Raw genomic sequence first — 17,797 nt, 5'->3', positions numbered from 1 at the left:
TGCTCAGCCTTCATGCTGGGAGCGGCGGGCTTCTGCTCGCCGCATTTTTGCCAAAATAGGGAGAAAACCCGTGGAACGACCACAATTTATCCGTTTTTCCGCCGAAAAGGGTCAGGTGCAAAGCTATGGTTTGATCAGTGGCGCTGGGGTGATCGACCTTAAGCCGCGCTTTGCCAATCGCTGGCCGACGCTGGATGCGGTGATCGCTGATAACGCCCTCACCGCGCTGGCCGCCGAGGCGAAAAACCTGCCGGTGGATTATGCCCTGACCGATATCCAGTTCGAGATGCCGCTTGAGCAACCAGGCAAAATTCTGTGCATTGGTGTGAACTACCCCAACCGCAACGCTGAATATAAAGACGGTCAGAGCGCGCCGGATTATCCGTCGATGTTTGTCCGTTTTCCTGAATCACTCACCGGCCATCAGCAGCCGCTGCTGCGCCCCGCCGAGAGTGAGCAGCTTGATTACGAAGGTGAAGTGGTGATGGTGATCGGCAAATCTGGTCGCCGGATTCCTGAAAGCGAGGCGTTAAACCATATCGCTGCCATTACGCTTGGCAATGAAGGCACGGTGCGCGACTGGGTGCGACACAGTAAATTCAATGTCACTCAGGGTAAGAACTTCTATCGCTCCGGCGCGATTGGCCCGTGGCTGGTGCCCTTTACCGAAGCCGCGCAGATCGCGGATATTCGTCTGACCACCCATGTTAACGGTGAACTGCGTCAGGACGACCGCACCTGCAATATGACGTTCTCATTCCGTTGGATCATCGCCTATATCTCAACCTTTATCCCGCTTAATCCCGGCGACATCATCTTCACCGGCACCCCCACCGGTGCGGGCGCGCGCTTTGAGCCACCGGTCTGGTTGAAGCCCGGTGATGTGATTGAAGTCCACGCCGAAGGGATTGGCACCCTGCGCAATCACGTTAAGGATGAGGTGTGACCATGTTAAGCCAGAGCGAGTTATTCGCCGCCGTCGAAGCGCTGGACCAGGCCGAGCGTAGCCGCAGCCAGACCGGGTTGTTGTCGCTGCGCTACCCGCAGATGACGCTGGATGATGCCTATGCGGTGCAACAGGCGTGGGTGCGGCAAAAAATTGAGGGCGGGCGGAAGGTCATCGGCTGGAAAATTGGCCTGACATCGAAAGCGATGCAGTACGCCTTGAATATCGACACTCCCGATTCCGGCGTGCTGTTCGACAACATGGTGTTTGATGACGGGGCCACCATCCCGGCTGACCGCTTTATTCAGCCACGTATCGAGGCGGAACTGGCATTCGTACTTAACGCGCCACTGCGCGGGCCAGGCGTGGACGTTGAAGCGGTATTGGCCGCCACCGCTTATGTGCTACCGGCGCTGGAGATTCTCGACACCCGCATCGTGCGTAGCGATGCTGCCAGCGGCAAAGCGCGCACTATCGTCGATACCGTCTCTGATAATGCCGCCAACGCAGGCATCGTGTTAGGTAGCCAGTTGTTTGCGCCAGAAAATGTCGATATGCGCTGGATGGGCGCGATTGTGTCGCGCAACGCCACAGTCGAGGAAACCGGTTTAGGGGCCGGGGTTCTGAACCATCCGGCACGCGGCATCGCCTGGCTGGCGAACCGACTGGCGCAGTATGGCGACCACCTTGCCGCCGGCCAAATCGTGCTTGCCGGTTCGTTTATCCGTCCGATCGAGGCCCGTCACGGCGACACCATCCATGCTGACTATGGCCGTCACGGTTCCGTCAGCTGCTACTTTGCGTGAGGTAATGATGTCTGCACCGATTAATCGTTTTAAACAGGCGCTGCACAACCAACAGCCGCAAATTGGCCTGTGGCTGGCGCTCGCCAATCCTTACAGTGCTGAGATCTGTGGCGGTGCCGGGTTTGACTGGCTGCTGCTGGATGGCGAGCACGCCCCCAATGACGTACCGCTGTTGATGCAGCAGTTACAGGCGCTGGCAGCCTCGCCCGCGCATACGGTGGTGCGTGCGCCAATGGATGCACCCTGGCTGATTAAGCAGTTGCTGGATATTGGCGCACAAACGTTGCTGATCCCGATGGTGGAGAGTGCCGCACAGGCTCAGGCGCTGGTGAAAGCGGTACGTTATCCACCGCAGGGTATCCGTGGCGTCGGCGCGGCGCTGGCACGGGCCTCAGCCTTTAACCGCACACCAGATTATCTCACCAGCGCCAATGCACAGATTTGCCTGCTGGTGCAGGTGGAAAGCCGTGCTGGTCTGGCGCAACTGGATGCCATTGCCACTATTGACGGGGTCGATGGGGTGTTTATTGGACCTGCCGATCTGGCGGCGGATATGGGTTTTCCCGGCAAGCCAGGTGCGCCGGAAGTCCAGAAGGTGGTTGAGGCGGCGCTGGTACGCATTCAGTCTCACGGTAAAGCGGCGGGAATTTTGAGTGCCGATCCCAGGCTCTGCGCCCGTTATCTGGAGCTGGGTGCCACCTTTGTTGCGGTGGGTAGCGATGTGGGATTGTTGGTGAAAGCCACCTCGGCGCTGGCGGCGGATTTTCGCTAGTCGCTCTGATTTGCGCGATAAAACGCGCCGCTACAGACCGGGCAATGGTTGACGACACGGATGCGTGGATTCGCGCGATAAATCGCGCCGCTACAGACCGGACAATGATTGACGACACAGATGCACGGATTTGCGCGATAAATCGCGCCGCTACAGAACGGACAATGATTGACGACACGGATGCGCGGATTTGCGCGATAAATCGCGCAAATCAGACCGGGCAATGGTTGACGACACGGATGCGTGGATTCGCGCGATAAATCGCGCCGCTACAGACCGGGCAATGATTGACGACACAGATGCACGGATTTGCGCGATAAAACGCGCCGCTACAGACCGGGCAATGGTTGACGACACGGATGCGTGGATTTGCGCGATAAATCGCGCCGCTACAGACCGGACAATGATTGACGATACGGATGCACGGATTTGCGCGATAAATCGCGCCGCTACAGACCGGACAATGATTGACGACACGGATGCGTGGATTCGCGCGATAAATCGCGCCGCTACAGACCGGGCAATGGTTGACGACACGGATGCGCGGATTTGCGCGATAAATCGCGCCGCTACAGACCGGACAATGATTGACGACACGGATGCGTGGATTCGCGCGATAAATCGCGCCGCTACAGACCGGACAATGATTGACGATACGGATGCGTGGATTCGCGCGATAAATCGCGCCGCTACAGACCGGACAATGATTGACGATACGGATGCGCGGATTTGCGCGATAAATCGCGCCGCTACAGACCGGGCAATCTTCGGTAGCGGCGCGATTTATCGCGCGGTTTTTACCTTAAACCTGCTGCCATATCACTTCCAACGTTTCACGTACCGCTGCCTCTTCCAGATGGCGCACCAGAATATGCTGCATCTCGGTCAGCTTCTCTTCATTCAACGCGGTGAGGGTGACGCGGAAAATACCGTCCAGCACTTCCATACGAACCTCCCCCATACTCATGCGGAAATGGCCGCTGTTCTCATCCATCACCACCGGGGTGCGGTGCTGAAAATGGCTGCCGAGACGGCGCAGAAAACGCTCGCCGTTTGGCGTCACGATATCGGCCACGCACTTCGCCGCACCTTCGCTCAGGGTCGGCGCATTGAGCAACGCTTCAATCTGGTTAGCGGCAACATGGATAATCTCCCCGATACGCGTGACCACCTGATCCGCCACCGGCTCCATTTTGGCACGCAGACTTAACGCACGTTTCAGATGGTCCATCGCCTCAACAATCGCCTGCGGCGACTTGCCTTGTCCCTGATGTTTTGGCACCACACGCGCCACCAACATATCAATCACGGTTTTGTTGGCACTGAGGAACGCATTCCCTTCGTCGGTGATGCGGTAGCGTTTGCGCCCGCCCTTTTCTAAGTCAATCTCGGCATAGCCGCGATCGTACAGCCAGGTGAGCGCCGGATAGAGCACGCCGGGGCTGGGTTTGTAGGTGCCGCCCAGACGTTCATTTACTTCATGGATCAGCTCATAGCCGTGGCTGGGTTGTTTGGCGATGATCGCCAGCAACAGCAGGCGTAACTCGCCATAATCGAAGGCACGCGCCCGGCGACCCGTTTTGCCAGCCGCAGGCTGCGTATCCATTTCGCTTTGTCCAACCATGACTGCCCCCACGCAGTTACGCAAATAACCACACAATGATCACTGAATTTTAAATATATCGAAATTTCCGACATAGTCCAAGTCGTTACGGCCATCGTTTCCGTTGCACAGGGAATATAGAGAAAGGTGCGGGCAGATACAATCACTGCCCGCAATGAGAGATTAACGATCCAGTACCGCGATAAAGTCACACTGAATTAAGGTATTACCGCTGAAGTTGCCGTCCAGCGCATGGCGTGCCGGGCGGGCGTTGGCATCCGGGAATGTCGCCAGCCAGTAGCGGTTCACCACCTCACGTTGCGATTTATCCTGCATCCATAACGTCACCTTAATGACGTCCTCCAGCGTGCCACCCGCCGCCTTAACGATGCTTTCGATATGGCTAAACATCAGCGCGCACTGCTCGCCGAGATCGGCAGGCACCTGCTGGGTCTGTGGGTCGCGTCCGTAGATCACCCCGGAATACAACATCGCGCCTATCCGACACGCCGCCGGGATCGGATTGGTATGGGGAAAGGCATCAATATAGATACTTTCGCGTCGGCTCATATCATCTCCTGATTAATAATCATCATCTGCCATTTTCGCGCCAAAGCGATATACCAGACGCAGACGTTCCGCATGGTAGTTACCCGTCACCTCATTCGGTGAATGGACGTAGTCAAACTCGAATTCCAGATGCAGACGCGGCGTGACGTTATAGCCGAGGATCATAAAGGCGGCATTGATGTTCTCCGCCGGTAGCGGATAGTAGATCCCGCTGGAATCCTCCAGTTCCAGACGCGTCACGCCAAACACCCCGAGATACTTTTCATCATGGTACGCGTAGCGTAAGGCAAAGGCCTTGCCCGGCTGGTTGGTGGTGACCATCGACACCAACGGCTGACCACTTTCGAGCGGGGTATGGTCGTAAATACCGTAGCTATAAGGCGCGAAGAAGCCACCGTTAAGGAAGGCATCATCTTTGCGTGGCACATACGTCGCGGCGAAATACAGATCATGATTGCGGGTTTTCATGCCGATACGCCCGGAATAAAGATCGGTATCGATATTGTGATAAGGATACGCCTGGTCGCTGGCATCCCATTCATGCAGATACTGCGCGCCCCAGTACGGTGTCCAGTTGCCGAATTTCAACGCCGAAACCGGTAGCTGGACGCCACCGTAGCCCAGCTGAGCGCGTTTATCGAAGTTGTAGTACCAGGCTTCCGCCACCGTATTCCACTGCTGACCGTAGCGCAGCCCCACCGTGGTGAAACCGTCGCTGTCCACCGACGGCATGCTGGTGTCCTCGATTTCCGGGTTACCGGCATCCCCTTTGCCGAACTGGTCGGAACTTTCCGGTTTGAAGCGGTAGATGCGCCAGGCGTTGAGTTTCAGGTCGCCCTTATCATCCAACGCATAACTGCCGCCGAATCCCTGATACAGCGCCGGGATCATGGTCCAGCCTTCCCCTTCATTGGCAAACGGCGTATCCAGACCTAAACGTCCTCCCTGCAAATCAAAGCCATAGCCCTGATAACGCAGGAAGGCTTTACCCAGCACCGTGGTGTTTTCCGACGGCAGATAGATTTCGGTACGTTCCGGGTCGGAAGGATTCAGCCCGAGGTTATACGCCCCGTACACGCCCACCCCGGCGCTAAAACCGCCGATTTGTGGGCTGCGATATTGAATATCTCCGCCCACCGAGCTGGTGCGTTTGTTAACCTGGGTGCCGCTGAACTCTTTAAAAAAGGTCATGGTTTTTAGCTCGCCAGAGATATTGCCTTGTGTGAGCCAGTCGTTAACGCTATCGGAGTCCGTTGCAGGTGAAGCCTCCGCAAAGCAAGTACCGCAGAACAACGCCAGAGGCACTACGGTTAATGCAGCAATTTTGGCTTTTTTATGAACATCCATTGCCTGATAACCTCATTGTAGCGGCGCGGTTTATCGCGCGATTTCAATTACGGCGCGATTTCTCGCGCGTGGGGCACAGCGAAGCCGCCCGAAATCCCTGACGGGAACGGTCAACTGGCACTGTGGGTTACCCGGGCAGAACGACGTCACCCGGTACGACAGGAATTCAGGCGTTGCGCCTGGGTTTACTGCTGCAACTGCGACAACAACACTTTGCCGTAGTCGTTCCCGTTGGGAATGCGGGTAATGGTATGAATATGGAAACGCGCCGGTTCTTCATTGGTCAGCCACATGCCGCTGTGATGATCAAACTCCAGCATCACCACCGGGCTTTGCAGCCGGTAATAGAACACATCGTCATCACCACAACCGCCAATCCAGCTCCACCAGGTGTTATCGAGCTGGGCCTCAATCTGTTGCAGGCGCGCAGCGCGCGGTCCGTCGGGCAGGAAAGCCAGGAACACCGCTACCAGCGCCATCACTTGTTGACGCTGCGCGGGCGTAAATTCCGCCACGCAGACGCCCTCCAGCGGGATCACCCGATTGTCCTGAAATGCACCGCCAAGGTGACGCTGATCGGCAAAGTTAAAGCGATCGGCCGGCATGGCGGGATCTTCCATTAACTGATAGATCGTGGCGCGATGTTGCTGCCGGGCGCTGAGCGACTGCATCAAGGCCAGACCGAGTTGCTCCTCGTCGCGGAACAACACGCAATCGTTGGCATCCCCCCGTTCGATAACATTGGGTTCAACGCCGAAAAAGGTCGGGGCAATCACCAGTTGCCGCCCGACGATAAAACAGCAAAACGCCACATGATGACCGTAAATCGACCAGCCCCACGGCTGGGTAGCGGAAGGTGAACCGAACAGCAAAAAATGGAAGCTCCAGCGGTTCATAATGTGGGTGAGATCGTACAGTTCACCGAGAAAATGGTTGGCATCCATCACCTGTTGCACCCGGCTAAAACCCGCCGCGCTGGTACAACTCCGTAGCAGCGACCAGAAGGCTTCGTGGGTCACCGCCGAGGTTTCATCCAGCCTGACACCGTAATCGTTAAACGGGATTTCCGGGTTGTACCAGACGCGCCACTGTGGCGCATCGATGGCGTAACTCACCTGCTGCTGTCGGGCGCTATCGAGGCTGGCAAAAAGCGCCTGCGCTGCCCTCACCGCCTCTTCCACGGCAAACCCCTCATCTTGCAAGCTGAACAGACCGGACTGCACCTCGCCATTGGGGGTAATGCCGCGGAAGGTTTCATCCAGCATCGCCTGCCAGTGGGCTTTGAGTTTCTGCGCTTTCTCGGTTGCCAACATGCGCGCGCCGTAGGTATGCAGATCCACCCCGCGCGCCAGGCCGATGCGCTCGGCATCATTGGGCATTAAATAATCGCGAAAATTTTGGCTGGTCATATGCGTTCCTCAACCACCGGATTCTCGATATGACCAAGGCCTTCAATCTCCAGCCGCATTACATCGCCGGGTTGTAAGAAGCGTCCGGTTGGCGCACCAATGCCGGAAGGCGTTCCGGTCGCCAGGATGTCGCCCGGTTCCAGCGTCATCACCGTCGACAGGTATGCAATCTGCGCGTAGATGTCGTAAATCATGTCACCGCTGTCGGCGTGCTGGCGGAGTTCACCGTTGACGAACAACTTCATCTCCAGCCGCAACGGGTCAGGGATCTCATCGGCGGTGGTGATCCACGGACCAATCGGACCGTGGGTGTCGAAGGATTTACCCAACGTAAAGGTCGGTGATTTATGCAGCCAGTCGCGTGCCGAGACATCATTGACGATCAGATAACCGGCAATCACGCTGGCGGCGTCGCTGGCGCTGACATGGCGACAGCGTTTGCCAATCACCACGCCTAACTCGATCTCGTAATCCATTTTCTCGCTGGCTGCGGGCTTCACGACCGGGGAGAAAGGACCGTTGATGCAGGAGACTTGCTTGTTAAACCACAACTGGCTTTCCGGGATGGGGATCCCCGCCTGACGCGCCTCTTCAGCGTGTTTACGGTAGTTCATGCCAATGCCAAGGAACTTCTGCGCGTCCTGGATCGGCGCTTCGAGTTGTACTGTCGCTAACGCATACGCCGGGCTATGCACCGCTTCCAGTCGCGGGCGCAGCGTTGCCAGGCTGGTCAACAATTGGCGCATTGAGACGGTGACGCCAGGTACTCCGGAGAGGTCAATCACCTGATCATCCACCACCTTGCCAATACGCGTGCGGCCCTGTTCGGTAAAACGTACCAGTTTCATGCTTTTTCCTTTGCTGTAGGAGTTAACTGCGAGAGCAAAATTTGCCAGCCGGAAGGTGTGCGCCGTAGCACCAGCGTCGAGAAACCGTAGCGCTCCGCCTCTTCTCCCGTTTCCAGCAGCCGCACCCGGTTGCGCGTGTGACCGGTGAGGATGGCGATATCACCCTCCACGCGGATGGCGGGCGTGTCCCGCTGAATCGCGATGAACCCGCCCATACGTTGCACATGTGCCAGAAATTGCGCTTTGTTGTGCACCATGCCCGTGCTGTGGATATGCACCAGGTCTTCCGCCAACATGCTGGCCAGACGCGGCAAATCGGCGTGAATTAACGCCTGCTGGCGCTGTTGTTCAAACTCAAGTAATTGCGCGTGGGGGATGTTCATCAGATCAACCCCGGATAGGAACCGCCATCCAGTTGCAAGTTCTGCCCCGAAATAAACCCGGCCTGCTGGCTGCACAGAAACGCGCAAGCCGCGCCGAATTCTTCCGGCGTGCCATACCGCCGGGCGGCGATGGATTGCACATTGCGCTCCCGCGCCTGTTCGCGACTGATGCCTTCTTTGGCGATTAAACGTTGCAGCATAAATTCCTGGCGCGGGGTATCGATTCGCTCCGGCAACAGGTTATTAATGGTGACGTTGTCACGCACCACTTCCTGGCTGATGGCTTTACACATTGCCGTCAGCGCTGCGCGGGCCGAGGTGGACAGCCCCATCATGTAATGCGGGGTTTTAACCATAGCGGAGGTGATGTTGATGATGCGACCAAAACGCCGGGCCTGCATGGCCGGTAACCAGGCGCGGATGAGCTGAATGGCAGGAATAAAATTGGCTTCCATCGCCTCACGCAGCGCTGCGGCTTGCCAGTCTGCCAGCGCACCGGGCTGTGGCCCGGCATTGTTGGTCACCAGAATGTCGATCTGCGGTAAGGCCGAAAGGATAGTATCGCGCCCGGTGGCACTGGTTAAATCCGCGCAGATATAGCTGACCTGCGCCGTCGGGTTTTGCTCGCGCAGGCGCTGCGCGGCCTGCTGCAATTTGGCTTCGTTGCGTCCGTTCAGGGTGACATGTACCCCTTCCGCTGCCAGCGCCTGCGCGCACGCCAGCCCCAGCCCCTGCGACGACGCACAGATAAAAGCGAGTTTGTTACCAATGCCCAGATCCATGATTGCTCCCGGAAAACTCCGCGTTGATGAGTGTGCGATATCGAATAATTAGATATATCTAGTATTACGATATGTCAGAATATTGCACGGCTCTACGCGGCAAAACTCAGAGGCGGGTCACGGATCGTTAACGAGATGTGAAAATGAGAAGGATTCTCGCTGCGCGGGTTTGTCGGTTAGCAAAGATCCGTAAGGGCGCGATTTATCGCGCCCTTACGGTTTTCTTATTGTCCGCTGACGGTGCCGCTGGTCACGGCTGGGGCATCGGCCTTTACCAGAAAAGCAATCACCGTGGCATCACGCTCCCCCTGAATCTCGGGCAGGGAAACGGCATCACTGATGGCATCACCTTTATGCAAGCGCTGATCGCCGACCCGCACGACACCGTCAAGCAGCGTCACCCAGACGGCGAAACCTGCGCGCTGCGGAATCGCCAGTTGCTGGTCGCGTTCCAGTTTGAGGTCATACACATAGATCGCCTGGCGCAAGGCCAGCGGTGCATCACTGCCTTCAGGCCCCGCGAGCAACGTCCAGGCATTTACCGCAGCGCCCTCGGTACGGGTGAAGTGCTGCACCCGTCCCTCACCACCTTCCTGCGCCGGGCGAATGTAAGCCTGCAACATTTCGGTTTCGATCAGCGGCGCGGATTCTTCGTGGCGCAGCCCCTCACCGGCACTGACCACCATCACGCGTTTGGCGTTGAGCGGCGTGCGCTCCCCATTTTCATGCTGGTGCTGAGAAGAACCGCGCCAGACGTAAGTGAAAATCTCATCGTTTTGATGGCGGTGCATCGGCACCTGCGCCCCGGTTTTCAGCGTCATCTGGTCGATGATCGCCAGTGGACCAAATGCCTCGCCCGGACGCTGACGGCGGATGGTGAAAGGGCCATACTCAAACAGCTGATCGCGCTGTGCACGTAACAGATTCATGGTCGTTCTCCCTTAAGTCAGTTTGATACCGCCATCATAGAGAAGGAAGAAACAGACACCAGTGGGGTGATTTGCTGGCTTAAGTCAAAATTTTTGACAATAGATGATTAGCCAGCGCGGAATAAGTTGCGTAAAATACGCTTTTATTTCCCTCAGGCCCGTCATCATGAACCGTAAAGAACAGATCCTTGACGCTGCTGAACAGTGCATGAGATTAAAAGGCTTTTATCAGACATCAATCCAGAATATTGCCAGCCAGGCAAATATTAGCGTTGGCCTGATTTATAAATATTTCACCAATAAAGAGTCGATTATTGAGGCGCTGGTATTCACTATCACCCAACGGCTGAAAGATTTGCTTAATGATGATTTGGAGCAGATTGCCAAATCGGGTGGTGAGGCACGTTTACCACTGTTCTCTGCGGGTCTGGTGCCCCACGAAGTCGAAAACGATATTGTGTTATTGATGGAGATATCGTCTGAAGCCATGCGTAACCCACGCATTATGCAAATCATGACCGATGCATGGAAAAGCCTCAGAGAGAATTTTATTAATAAAGAACAGGCGTTGTATCCGGGTAAAGACGCCAGCGTTATTCATACGCGTTTATATGTGCTCTCATTAATCATTGATGGCATTATTATTCGCCGCTGTATGAAACAACGCGAAATTGCACCCGCCTTTGTGCCATTTTTTGATGGTATCATCAGCGATGTCAATAATAACGTTGCCCAACAATGAATTACGGTAACAAATGCTGATTGAGGATAGTGCTGAGTCGCAACAACTCGGGCTGATTCAAATCATTATCGACAAAAGTGCGACAGGCTACGCCATCAATCAGTAACAACAAAAAATGGATCTGGTTAAAACGCTGCTCCGCACTGATTTGTGGATTTTGCTGTTGAAAAACCGGCTCAAGAGCAGAAATAAGTTGTTGCTCCTGCTGCGCAAGAATATCTCGCACGGCGGCATTACGTGAGGCTTCAGAATAGACCTCCAGTAATAAACACTGGTCTTTTATCGACCACTCACGCCAGAACGCAGAATCTCTGGCGATAATATCCGCCACCTCGGGCTGCTGGCTGAGTTTCTTTTCCAGAAAAGTTCGCCACTCTTCAACGATCACTTTTACCGTTTCGCTCACCAATAATTCTTTGCTACTAAAATAACGATAGATTTGCCCGGCACCCAAACCACTTTCAGCGCTCATATCCGCCATACTGGCACCATGAAAACCAGAACGACTGAAACAGACTTTCGCCGCAGCAATAATCAGCTGTTTACGCTGGTGCAAAAAGTCTTGCTGCTCTGGCCTGGTCAAATTTAATTCCTTATTCAAAAAATAACCTGCGCGATAAATCGCGCCGCTACGTATTTAAGAGCGCGACATAGTACAGTACGCGGATTTTTGCCGATAGCCGTGACAAAAATCCGCTTACATTTTACCGTGGGCCGATACCAAATTGGCCCACGGCATGTTTTACAACTTCAGTTCAGATTCTTTCAACGCTGTACCGCCACCCATCACCTTGTAGAAGGTGATCAGGTTCAGGTAATACGCCTGCTGCGTGCTGACCAGGCTGGTACGCGCGCTATACAGCGTGCGCTGCGCGGTCAGTGCATTCAGGTAAGTATCCACCCCGTTGCGATAACGCAGGTCGGCCAGATGGTAATAGGTCTGCGATGCCGCCACGTTATTACGCTGGCTGGTCAACTGATCATTGATGGTGCCGCGTCGGGCCAGCGCATCCGCCACTTCCTGAAAGGCAGTTTGCACCGTTTTTTCATACGCCGCCACGTAGTATTCCTTCTGCGCTTTGGTGTATTTCAGGTACGACACGTTGTAGCCGCCTTTAAAGATCGGCAGTGAAATGCTCGGCGCGAAGGACCAGATCCCGGCACCGTTTTTGAACAGTGACGAGAGATCCGAACTGCCGACACCGCCGCTGGCGGTCAGGGAGATGGTCGGGAAGAAATTCGCCCGCGCCGCGCCAATGCTGGCATTGGCTGACTTCAGGTTATGCTCCGCTTCCAGCACATCCGGGCGGTTCAGCAACGCATCGGAAGAGATCCCGGCGGGGACGTCGCGGAACGCCTGGCCCAGCGCATCGATATTCGCGGGTAACAGGTTATCCGGTACGCTGCGTCCTACCACCAAATCCAGCGCGTTTTTGTCCTGCGCCACGCTGGTGGTGTAGCTGGCAACATCCGCCATTGCTGACTGGTAAGTGGTTTCCGCCGAGGAGACATCCACCATTGAAGCGGTGCCGTGCTCCATCTGCTTACGCGTCACTTCCATCGACTGCCGCGCACTCTCGGCTGTCTCTTTGGCGATGGCCAGATTGCTGCGATCCGCCGCCAGCGTTAACCAGTAATCCACCGTATTGTACAGCACCGTCAGGCGCGTGCTGCGTGCGCCCTCCAGCGTGCTGAGATACGTTTCATACTGCTCACGCGTCAGACTCTGGTTTTTACCAAACAGATCCAGCTCGAACGAACTGACACTCCCTTCCGCGCTGTAAGAATTGCTGATCGCGGTTTGATTACCTTCACCGGTCAGGGCGCGTGAACGCGTACCGCTCACCCCGGCACTCAGGCTCGGGAACAGATCGGCGCGTTCCTCGCCATATTGCGCATGGGCGGATTTTACGCTGGCGACCGCTTCCCGCAGATCGCGACTGCTATCCAGCGCCATCGTCACCACCTGACGCAGTTGGGGGTCAAGAATATATTCCTGCCAGCCAATATCGCGGTAGTTAGCCGCCTGCGCACCCTGTAACGATTTATAGGCATCCCCGTTTGGCGTGGTGTTGGCAACCGGTGACGCCGGACGTTGATAGTCCGGGTCCAGCGACATACAACCCGCGAGAAAACAGGGTAAAAACACCACCAAAAGTTTTGCTGACATGTTATTCCCCCGTCTTCTCAGCAGATTCAGTGTGGCTCGCATGACTATGCGGCAGGCCTGGGAACACACGACGGACCAGCACAAAGAACAGCGGGACTAAGAAAATCGCGAGCAGCGTGGCGGAAATCGTCCCGCCAATGATGCCCGTACCGATGGCGATACGGCTATTCGCCCCTGCACCGGTGGATATTGCCAGCGGCAGGACCCCGGCGGTAAACGCCAGCGAGGTCATAATGATCGGACGCAAGCGCATCGAGGCAGCATGGACCGCAGCTTTCACCAGGTTTTCCCCTTTGCGGTAATTCTCCTCAGCAAATTCGACGATCAGAATGGCGTTCTTCGCCGACAGGCCGATGATGGTGAGCAGCGCCACCTGGAAATAGACATCGTTTTCCAGTCCACGCAGCGTAACCCCCAGCAGCGCACCAAAGACCCCGAGCGGCACCACCATCATTACCGAGAACGGTACTGACCAGCTTTCATACAACGCCGCCAGACACAGGAACACCACAATCAGCGAAATGGCGTACAGCGACATCGCCTGGTTGCCGGACAAGCGTTCCTGGTAGGACAGCCCGCTCCAGGCATAGGTGGTGCCTGCTGGCAGTTTACTTGCCAGTTTTTCCATCGCCGTCATGGCATCCCCCGAACTTTTACCCGAGGCGGATGAACCCTGGATCTCATAGGACGACAGACCGTTGTAGCGCGACAGGACATCCGGGCCATAGGTCCAGTGCGAAGAGGAGAACGACGAGAATGGCACCATCGTGGTGTCACCGTCGCTGTCGGTGCCGGCGACAAACCATTTATTGATATCTTCCGGTTTGCTGCGGAAATCCTCGTCACCCTGCATGTAGACCTTTTTCACCCTGCCACGATCGGTGAAGTCATTGACATAAGTCCCGCCAATCGCCGCACTGAGGGTACTGTTGATATTGCTGACCGACAGACCCAGCGACTGGGCTTTTTCATCGTCGATATCCACCTGCAACTGCGGCAGATCCGGCAAGGTATTGGCACGCACGCTACTCAGCACCGGATCCTGATTGGCGGAGGCGATTAACTGGTTACGCAGCTTGAGTAACTCGTCGCGACTGGTATTGCCGCGCGCCTGTAACTCGAAGGTAAAGCCGTTCGACTGGCCCAGACCGGAAATCGACGGTGGTGACAGCACAAACACCTGCGCATCACGGATGCCGGACAGATTCATCATGGCGCGACCGGCAATCGCGTCAGCGGTGTTTTCCGTCCCTTTACGATCGCTCCAGTTTTTCAATGAGATAAAGCCAATCCCCGCATTCTGCCCGCTACCGGCAAAGCTGAAACCGTTCACCAGCATGCTGACGTTGACGTTATCCTTCTCTTTGGTGGCGAAGTATTGCTGGATCTGGCGGCGTACTTCGCTGGTGCGGTTTTCAGTGGCACCCGGTGCCAGCGTGTACTGCACCATGATGTAACCCTGGTCTTCGGTCGGCAGGAAGCCGGTGGGCAGACGCAGATACATAAAGGCACAGCCAATCAGTAGCACCGCATACAGCAGCAAATAACGCACCGAGCTGTGGATCACATGCCCGACTTTCTCGTGATAACGCGCCTGAATTTTTTCGTAGCTGCGGTTGAACCAGCCAAAGAAACCTTTCTGGCCGCTTTCATGATCGTGCGGTTTCAGTAAGGTGGCGCACAGCGCTGGCGTCAGCGTCAATGCCACCACCACCGACAGCACCATTGAGGAGACGATGGTGATGGAGAACTGACGGTAAATCACCCCGGTGGAACCGCTGAAGAAGGTCATCGGCAGGAAGACCGCTGACAGCACCAGCGCGATACCAATCAGCGCCCCGGTAATTTCCTTCATCGATTTCTCGGTGGCTTCTCGCGGCGGCAGTCGTTCTTCGCGCATCACACGCTCAACGTTTTCCACCACCACGATGGCGTCATCCACCAAGAGCCCGATGGCGAGCACCACACCAAACATCGTCAGGGTGTTGATCGAGTAGTTAAATACCGCCAGCACCCCAAAGGTACCCAGCAGCACCACCGGCACGGCAATCGCCGGGATCAAGGTAGTGCGGATGTTTTGCAGGAACACAAACATCACGATTACCACGAGGATGATGGCTTCCACCAGCGTTTTGACCACTTCCTCGATGGAGATTTTAACGAAGTCGGTACTGTCGAGCGGATAGGCGATGTCATAACCACTCGGCAGGCTGGAGCGGAACTCATTCACGGTATTTTTCACGTTCTCCGCCGTGGAGAGCGCATTGGCTCCCGACGCCAGTTGAATCGCGATACCCGATGCCGGATGGCCGTTAGCCAGCACGTTGGCGCTGTAGTCGTCATCGCCCATTTCCACGCGCGCGACATCACTCAGATGCACCACTGAACCGTCGGTCTGGCTTTTTAACACGATATTGCGGAACTGTTCCGGCGTTTGCAGACGGGAACGAGAACGCACGGTGGCGACCAGTTGTTGCTCTTTGCTCGCCGGTTGTGCGCCGATCTGCCCCGAAGACACCTGGGTGTTTTGCGCTTCCAGCGCGGTTTCCACATCCGAAGGCATCAGTGAATAGGACGCCAGTTTGGCCGGATCGAGCCAGATACGCATCGCGTATTCTGCACCGAACACCTGCACGCTACCCACGCCCGGCAGACGCGCCAGCGTATCTTCCATGTTACTGACGAGGTAGTCGGCAACGTCCGAAGAGGTGGCTTTGTTGTTTTTGTCGTACAACGCCATGATCAACAGGAAGTCACTCTGTGCCTTCTCGACCGTCACACCCTGTTGGGTCACGGCGTCCGGCAAACGGCTTTCCGCCTGCTGCACTTTATTCTGCACCTGGACCTGGGCGATATCAGGATCGGTGCCCTGCTCAAAGGTAACGGTGATTTTGACCTGGCCGGTTGAAGCGGTACTGGTGGAAGAGAAGTAGAGCAAACCATCCAGACCGGTCAACTGCTGCTCAATCACCTGAGTCACGCTACTTTCCAGCGTTTCTGCGGATGCACCGGTGTAGGTGGCCTGGATACTGATTTGCGGCGGTGCCACATCAGGATATTGCGCAATCGGCAGGTTTTTGATGCTGAGGATACCGAACATCATGATGCAGATGGCGATCACCCAGGCAAACACAGGCCGTCGGATAAAGAACTGAGCCAACATAATCAGTTCCCTCCGCTGGTGTTCGCGCTGGCATCAGTCGGGGTGGTGGTGCCCGTTTCGACCGCTTTCACGGTCTGCCCCGGTTGTACTTTACCGGTGCCTTCAACGATCAATTTGTCGCCGCTTTGCAAACCGCTGTCGATCAGCCATTTGTTGCCAATCACGCGATCGGTCACCACTTCACGGCTGGCAACTTTGTTGTCTTTATCCACCACCAGCGCGGTGGCGTTGCCTTTCGCATCACGGGTGATGCCCTGCTGCGGCGCCAGCAGCGCATCATTTTTCACCCCGTTGCTGACGGTGGCGCGTACGTACATGCCAGGCAACAACTGGTGGTCCGGGTTAGGGAAAATGGCGCGCAACGTGACGGTACCGGTTGATTCATCCACCGAAACTTCCGTCAGCTCCAGTTTACCGGTGTGATCATAGGTTGAACCGTCTTCCAGTTGCACGCTCACCGGGACCTCATCACTGTTCTGATGCAAAGACGCCTGCTGGCGTTTCAACTTCAGCAACTGCACGCTGGACTGGGTGAGATCGACATAGATCGGATCCAACGCACGAATGGTCGCCAGCGCCGTGGTTTGCTCGGACGTCACCAGCGCGCCCGGCGTGACGGATGAAATACCAATGCGGCCACTGATGGGCGCTTTGATTTGCGTGTAATTGAGGTTGATGCGTGCGCTCTCAACCGCCGCTTTGTATTGCGTTACCGAGGCGAGATTTTGCTGGTAGGTGGCCTCGGCATCGTCAGCATCCTGACGGGAAACGCCGTTTTCCTTGACCAGTGCCGCATAGCGTTCAGCTTTCAGTTTGCTGCTTTTGACCACGGCGACGGCGTTTTTCAATTGTCCGACCGCTTCATCATAACTGGCCTGATAACTGGCGGGGTCGATCTGATAGAGAACCTGACCGGCTTTAACCTCATCACCTTCCGTAAACAGACGCTTCTGGATAATACCGCCCACCTGGGGACGCACATCCGATGTCATCGTACCGGTAACGCGTCCAGTCAGTTGACTGGTTAAGGTAACCGGTTCTGTTTGCAACGTTTTCACGCCAACTTCCGTGACCATTGTCCCGGGTTTGTTCTCTGCACTCTGGTCACAGGCGACAATCAAAAATGCCAGACCTGCAATAACATACCGCTGAAAAACCATCATGGTAATCCTATAGTGAACGTTCATTCTCGGCGGGGAGTTTAACAAACAGGCAGCGAGGCGTATGTAAGCAAAGCGAAAAAGCGGGAATTTTATAACCACACGAGCTGTGCAGGATTTATGCGGTTGGGGTTGTTGAATAGCTATCATGCTCTACATTGATATAC

16 protein-coding genes are annotated in these 17,797 nt (G+C 55.8%); 4 read left to right on the top strand and 12 right to left on the bottom strand.

Annotation, left to right across the window (positions count from 1 at the left end; all coding sequences use genetic code 11):
* Nucleotides 1–70 precede the first annotated feature (70 nt).
* Genes AC6I8T_RS09770 through hpaI form a run of 3 tightly spaced genes read left to right on the top strand, consistent with a single transcriptional unit; the run spans nucleotide 71 to nucleotide 2,524 of the window.
* Nucleotides 71–946, top strand: coding sequence for a fumarylacetoacetate hydrolase family protein (locus tag AC6I8T_RS09770; protein WP_208725425.1), 876 nt, complete (start codon nucleotides 71–73; stop codon nucleotides 944–946).
* A gap of 2 nt (nucleotides 947–948) precedes the next feature.
* On the top strand, nucleotides 949–1,752 hold the full coding sequence (gene hpaH / locus AC6I8T_RS09765; RefSeq protein ID WP_208725537.1) for a 2-oxo-hept-4-ene-1,7-dioate hydratase: 804 nt from the start codon (nucleotides 949–951) through the stop codon (nucleotides 1,750–1,752).
* 7 nt (nucleotides 1,753–1,759) lie between these two features.
* The gene (gene hpaI, locus AC6I8T_RS09760; protein ID WP_497834289.1) at nucleotides 1,760–2,524 is read left to right on the top strand and encodes a 4-hydroxy-2-oxoheptanedioate aldolase; all 765 of its coding nucleotides are present in this window, start codon (nucleotides 1,760–1,762) and stop codon (nucleotides 2,522–2,524) included.
* A gap of 802 nt (nucleotides 2,525–3,326) precedes the next feature.
* Here the strand turns inward: hpaI and AC6I8T_RS09755 are convergent.
* From AC6I8T_RS09755 to AC6I8T_RS09720, 8 genes are all read right to left on the bottom strand, one after another.
* A complete protein-coding gene (locus AC6I8T_RS09755) occupies nucleotides 3,327–4,148 on the bottom strand; it encodes a DUF2218 domain-containing protein (RefSeq protein WP_208725424.1) in 822 nt (273 codons plus the stop codon).
* 162 nt (nucleotides 4,149–4,310) lie between these two features.
* Nucleotides 4,311–4,697, bottom strand: coding sequence for a RidA family protein (locus AC6I8T_RS09750; RefSeq protein WP_208725423.1), 387 nt, complete (start codon nucleotides 4,695–4,697; stop codon nucleotides 4,311–4,313).
* A 12-nt stretch (nucleotides 4,698–4,709) separates the two neighbouring features.
* Nucleotides 4,710–6,044, bottom strand: coding sequence for a hypothetical protein (locus AC6I8T_RS09745; RefSeq protein ID WP_208725422.1), 1,335 nt, complete (start codon nucleotides 6,042–6,044; stop codon nucleotides 4,710–4,712).
* A 185-nt stretch (nucleotides 6,045–6,229) separates the two neighbouring features.
* Nucleotides 6,230–7,453 (bottom strand): DUF3500 domain-containing protein, encoded by a 1,224-nt coding sequence (locus tag AC6I8T_RS09740; protein ID WP_497833761.1) that lies wholly within the window; start codon nucleotides 7,451–7,453, stop codon nucleotides 6,230–6,232.
* The gene (locus tag AC6I8T_RS09735) at nucleotides 7,450–8,301 is read right to left on the bottom strand and encodes a fumarylacetoacetate hydrolase family protein (protein WP_497833760.1); all 852 of its coding nucleotides are present in this window, start codon (nucleotides 8,299–8,301) and stop codon (nucleotides 7,450–7,452) included. Before AC6I8T_RS09735 ends, AC6I8T_RS09740 begins: the two co-directional genes overlap by 4 nt.
* A complete protein-coding gene (locus tag AC6I8T_RS09730; protein ID WP_208725419.1) occupies nucleotides 8,298–8,684 on the bottom strand; it encodes a nuclear transport factor 2 family protein in 387 nt (128 codons plus the stop codon). The genes AC6I8T_RS09735 and AC6I8T_RS09730 overlap by 4 nt, the downstream gene beginning before the upstream one ends.
* Nucleotides 8,684–9,466: an SDR family oxidoreductase gene (locus AC6I8T_RS09725; RefSeq protein ID WP_208725418.1), complete on the bottom strand. Its 783-nt coding sequence runs from the start codon at nucleotides 9,464–9,466 to the stop codon at nucleotides 8,684–8,686. Before AC6I8T_RS09725 ends, AC6I8T_RS09730 begins: the two co-directional genes overlap by 1 nt.
* Before the next feature lie 224 nt (nucleotides 9,467–9,690).
* Nucleotides 9,691–10,395, bottom strand: a complete 705-nt coding sequence (locus AC6I8T_RS09720; RefSeq protein ID WP_208725417.1) for a pirin family protein — start codon at nucleotides 10,393–10,395, stop codon at nucleotides 9,691–9,693.
* A 166-nt stretch (nucleotides 10,396–10,561) separates the two neighbouring features.
* Here AC6I8T_RS09720 and AC6I8T_RS09715 point away from each other — a divergent pair, with 166 nt between their 5' ends.
* The gene (locus AC6I8T_RS09715; RefSeq protein WP_021183322.1) at nucleotides 10,562–11,137 is read left to right on the top strand and encodes a TetR/AcrR family transcriptional regulator; all 576 of its coding nucleotides are present in this window, start codon (nucleotides 10,562–10,564) and stop codon (nucleotides 11,135–11,137) included.
* Between the two features lies 1 nt (nucleotide 11,138).
* On the opposite strand, the gene AC6I8T_RS09710 is transcribed toward AC6I8T_RS09715, so the two are convergent.
* The 4 genes from AC6I8T_RS09710 to AC6I8T_RS09695 form a co-directional block, all read right to left on the bottom strand.
* Nucleotides 11,139–11,720 (bottom strand): TetR/AcrR family transcriptional regulator, encoded by a 582-nt coding sequence (locus tag AC6I8T_RS09710; RefSeq protein WP_497833759.1) that lies wholly within the window; start codon nucleotides 11,718–11,720, stop codon nucleotides 11,139–11,141.
* A 159-nt stretch (nucleotides 11,721–11,879) separates the two neighbouring features.
* Nucleotides 11,880–13,307, bottom strand: a complete 1,428-nt coding sequence (locus tag AC6I8T_RS09705; protein ID WP_497833758.1) for an efflux transporter outer membrane subunit — start codon at nucleotides 13,305–13,307, stop codon at nucleotides 11,880–11,882.
* Between the two features lies 1 nt (nucleotide 13,308).
* A complete protein-coding gene (locus AC6I8T_RS09700) occupies nucleotides 13,309–16,470 on the bottom strand; it encodes an efflux RND transporter permease subunit (protein ID WP_415174843.1) in 3,162 nt (1,053 codons plus the stop codon).
* Nucleotides 16,471–16,472: 2 nt separating this feature from the next.
* Nucleotides 16,473–17,633: an efflux RND transporter periplasmic adaptor subunit gene (locus tag AC6I8T_RS09695; RefSeq protein ID WP_021183326.1), complete on the bottom strand. Its 1,161-nt coding sequence runs from the start codon at nucleotides 17,631–17,633 to the stop codon at nucleotides 16,473–16,475.
* Nucleotides 17,634–17,797: the final 164 nt, after the last annotated feature.

This window comes from Pantoea sp. X-Soil-OKNW-556, from assembly GCF_059730695.1.
The sequence above is the reverse complement of the archived record's forward strand: the minus strand, read 5'-3'. Positions and strand labels throughout refer to the sequence as shown.

What these genes read in the sequence shown, in the direction of transcription:
- hpaI (WP_497834289.1), top strand. Translation starts at nt 1,760, where the DNA reads ATGTCTGCACCGATTAATCGTTTTAAACAGGCGCTGCACAACCAACAG.
- AC6I8T_RS09755 (WP_208725424.1), bottom strand. Translation starts at nt 4,148, where the DNA reads ATGGTTGGACAAAGCGAAATGGATACGCAGCCTGCGGCTGGCAAAACG.
- AC6I8T_RS09700 (WP_415174843.1), bottom strand. Translation starts at nt 16,470, where the DNA reads ATGTTGGCTCAGTTCTTTATCCGACGGCCTGTGTTTGCCTGGGTGATC.
- AC6I8T_RS09715 (WP_021183322.1), top strand. Translation starts at nt 10,562, where the DNA reads ATGAACCGTAAAGAACAGATCCTTGACGCTGCTGAACAGTGCATGAGA.
- AC6I8T_RS09695 (WP_021183326.1), bottom strand. Translation starts at nt 17,633, where the DNA reads ATGATGGTTTTTCAGCGGTATGTTATTGCAGGTCTGGCATTTTTGATT.
- AC6I8T_RS09705 (WP_497833758.1), bottom strand. Translation starts at nt 13,307, where the DNA reads ATGTCAGCAAAACTTTTGGTGGTGTTTTTACCCTGTTTTCTCGCGGGT.
- AC6I8T_RS09730 (WP_208725419.1), bottom strand. Translation starts at nt 8,684, where the DNA reads ATGAACATCCCCCACGCGCAATTACTTGAGTTTGAACAACAGCGCCAG.
- hpaH (WP_208725537.1), top strand. Translation starts at nt 949, where the DNA reads ATGTTAAGCCAGAGCGAGTTATTCGCCGCCGTCGAAGCGCTGGACCAG.
- AC6I8T_RS09745 (WP_208725422.1), bottom strand. Translation starts at nt 6,044, where the DNA reads ATGGATGTTCATAAAAAAGCCAAAATTGCTGCATTAACCGTAGTGCCT.
- AC6I8T_RS09750 (WP_208725423.1), bottom strand. Translation starts at nt 4,697, where the DNA reads ATGAGCCGACGCGAAAGTATCTATATTGATGCCTTTCCCCATACCAAT.
- AC6I8T_RS09725 (WP_208725418.1), bottom strand. Translation starts at nt 9,466, where the DNA reads ATGGATCTGGGCATTGGTAACAAACTCGCTTTTATCTGTGCGTCGTCG.
- AC6I8T_RS09720 (WP_208725417.1), bottom strand. Translation starts at nt 10,395, where the DNA reads ATGAATCTGTTACGTGCACAGCGCGATCAGCTGTTTGAGTATGGCCCT.
- AC6I8T_RS09735 (WP_497833760.1), bottom strand. Translation starts at nt 8,301, where the DNA reads ATGAAACTGGTACGTTTTACCGAACAGGGCCGCACGCGTATTGGCAAG.
- AC6I8T_RS09740 (WP_497833761.1), bottom strand. Translation starts at nt 7,453, where the DNA reads ATGACCAGCCAAAATTTTCGCGATTATTTAATGCCCAATGATGCCGAG.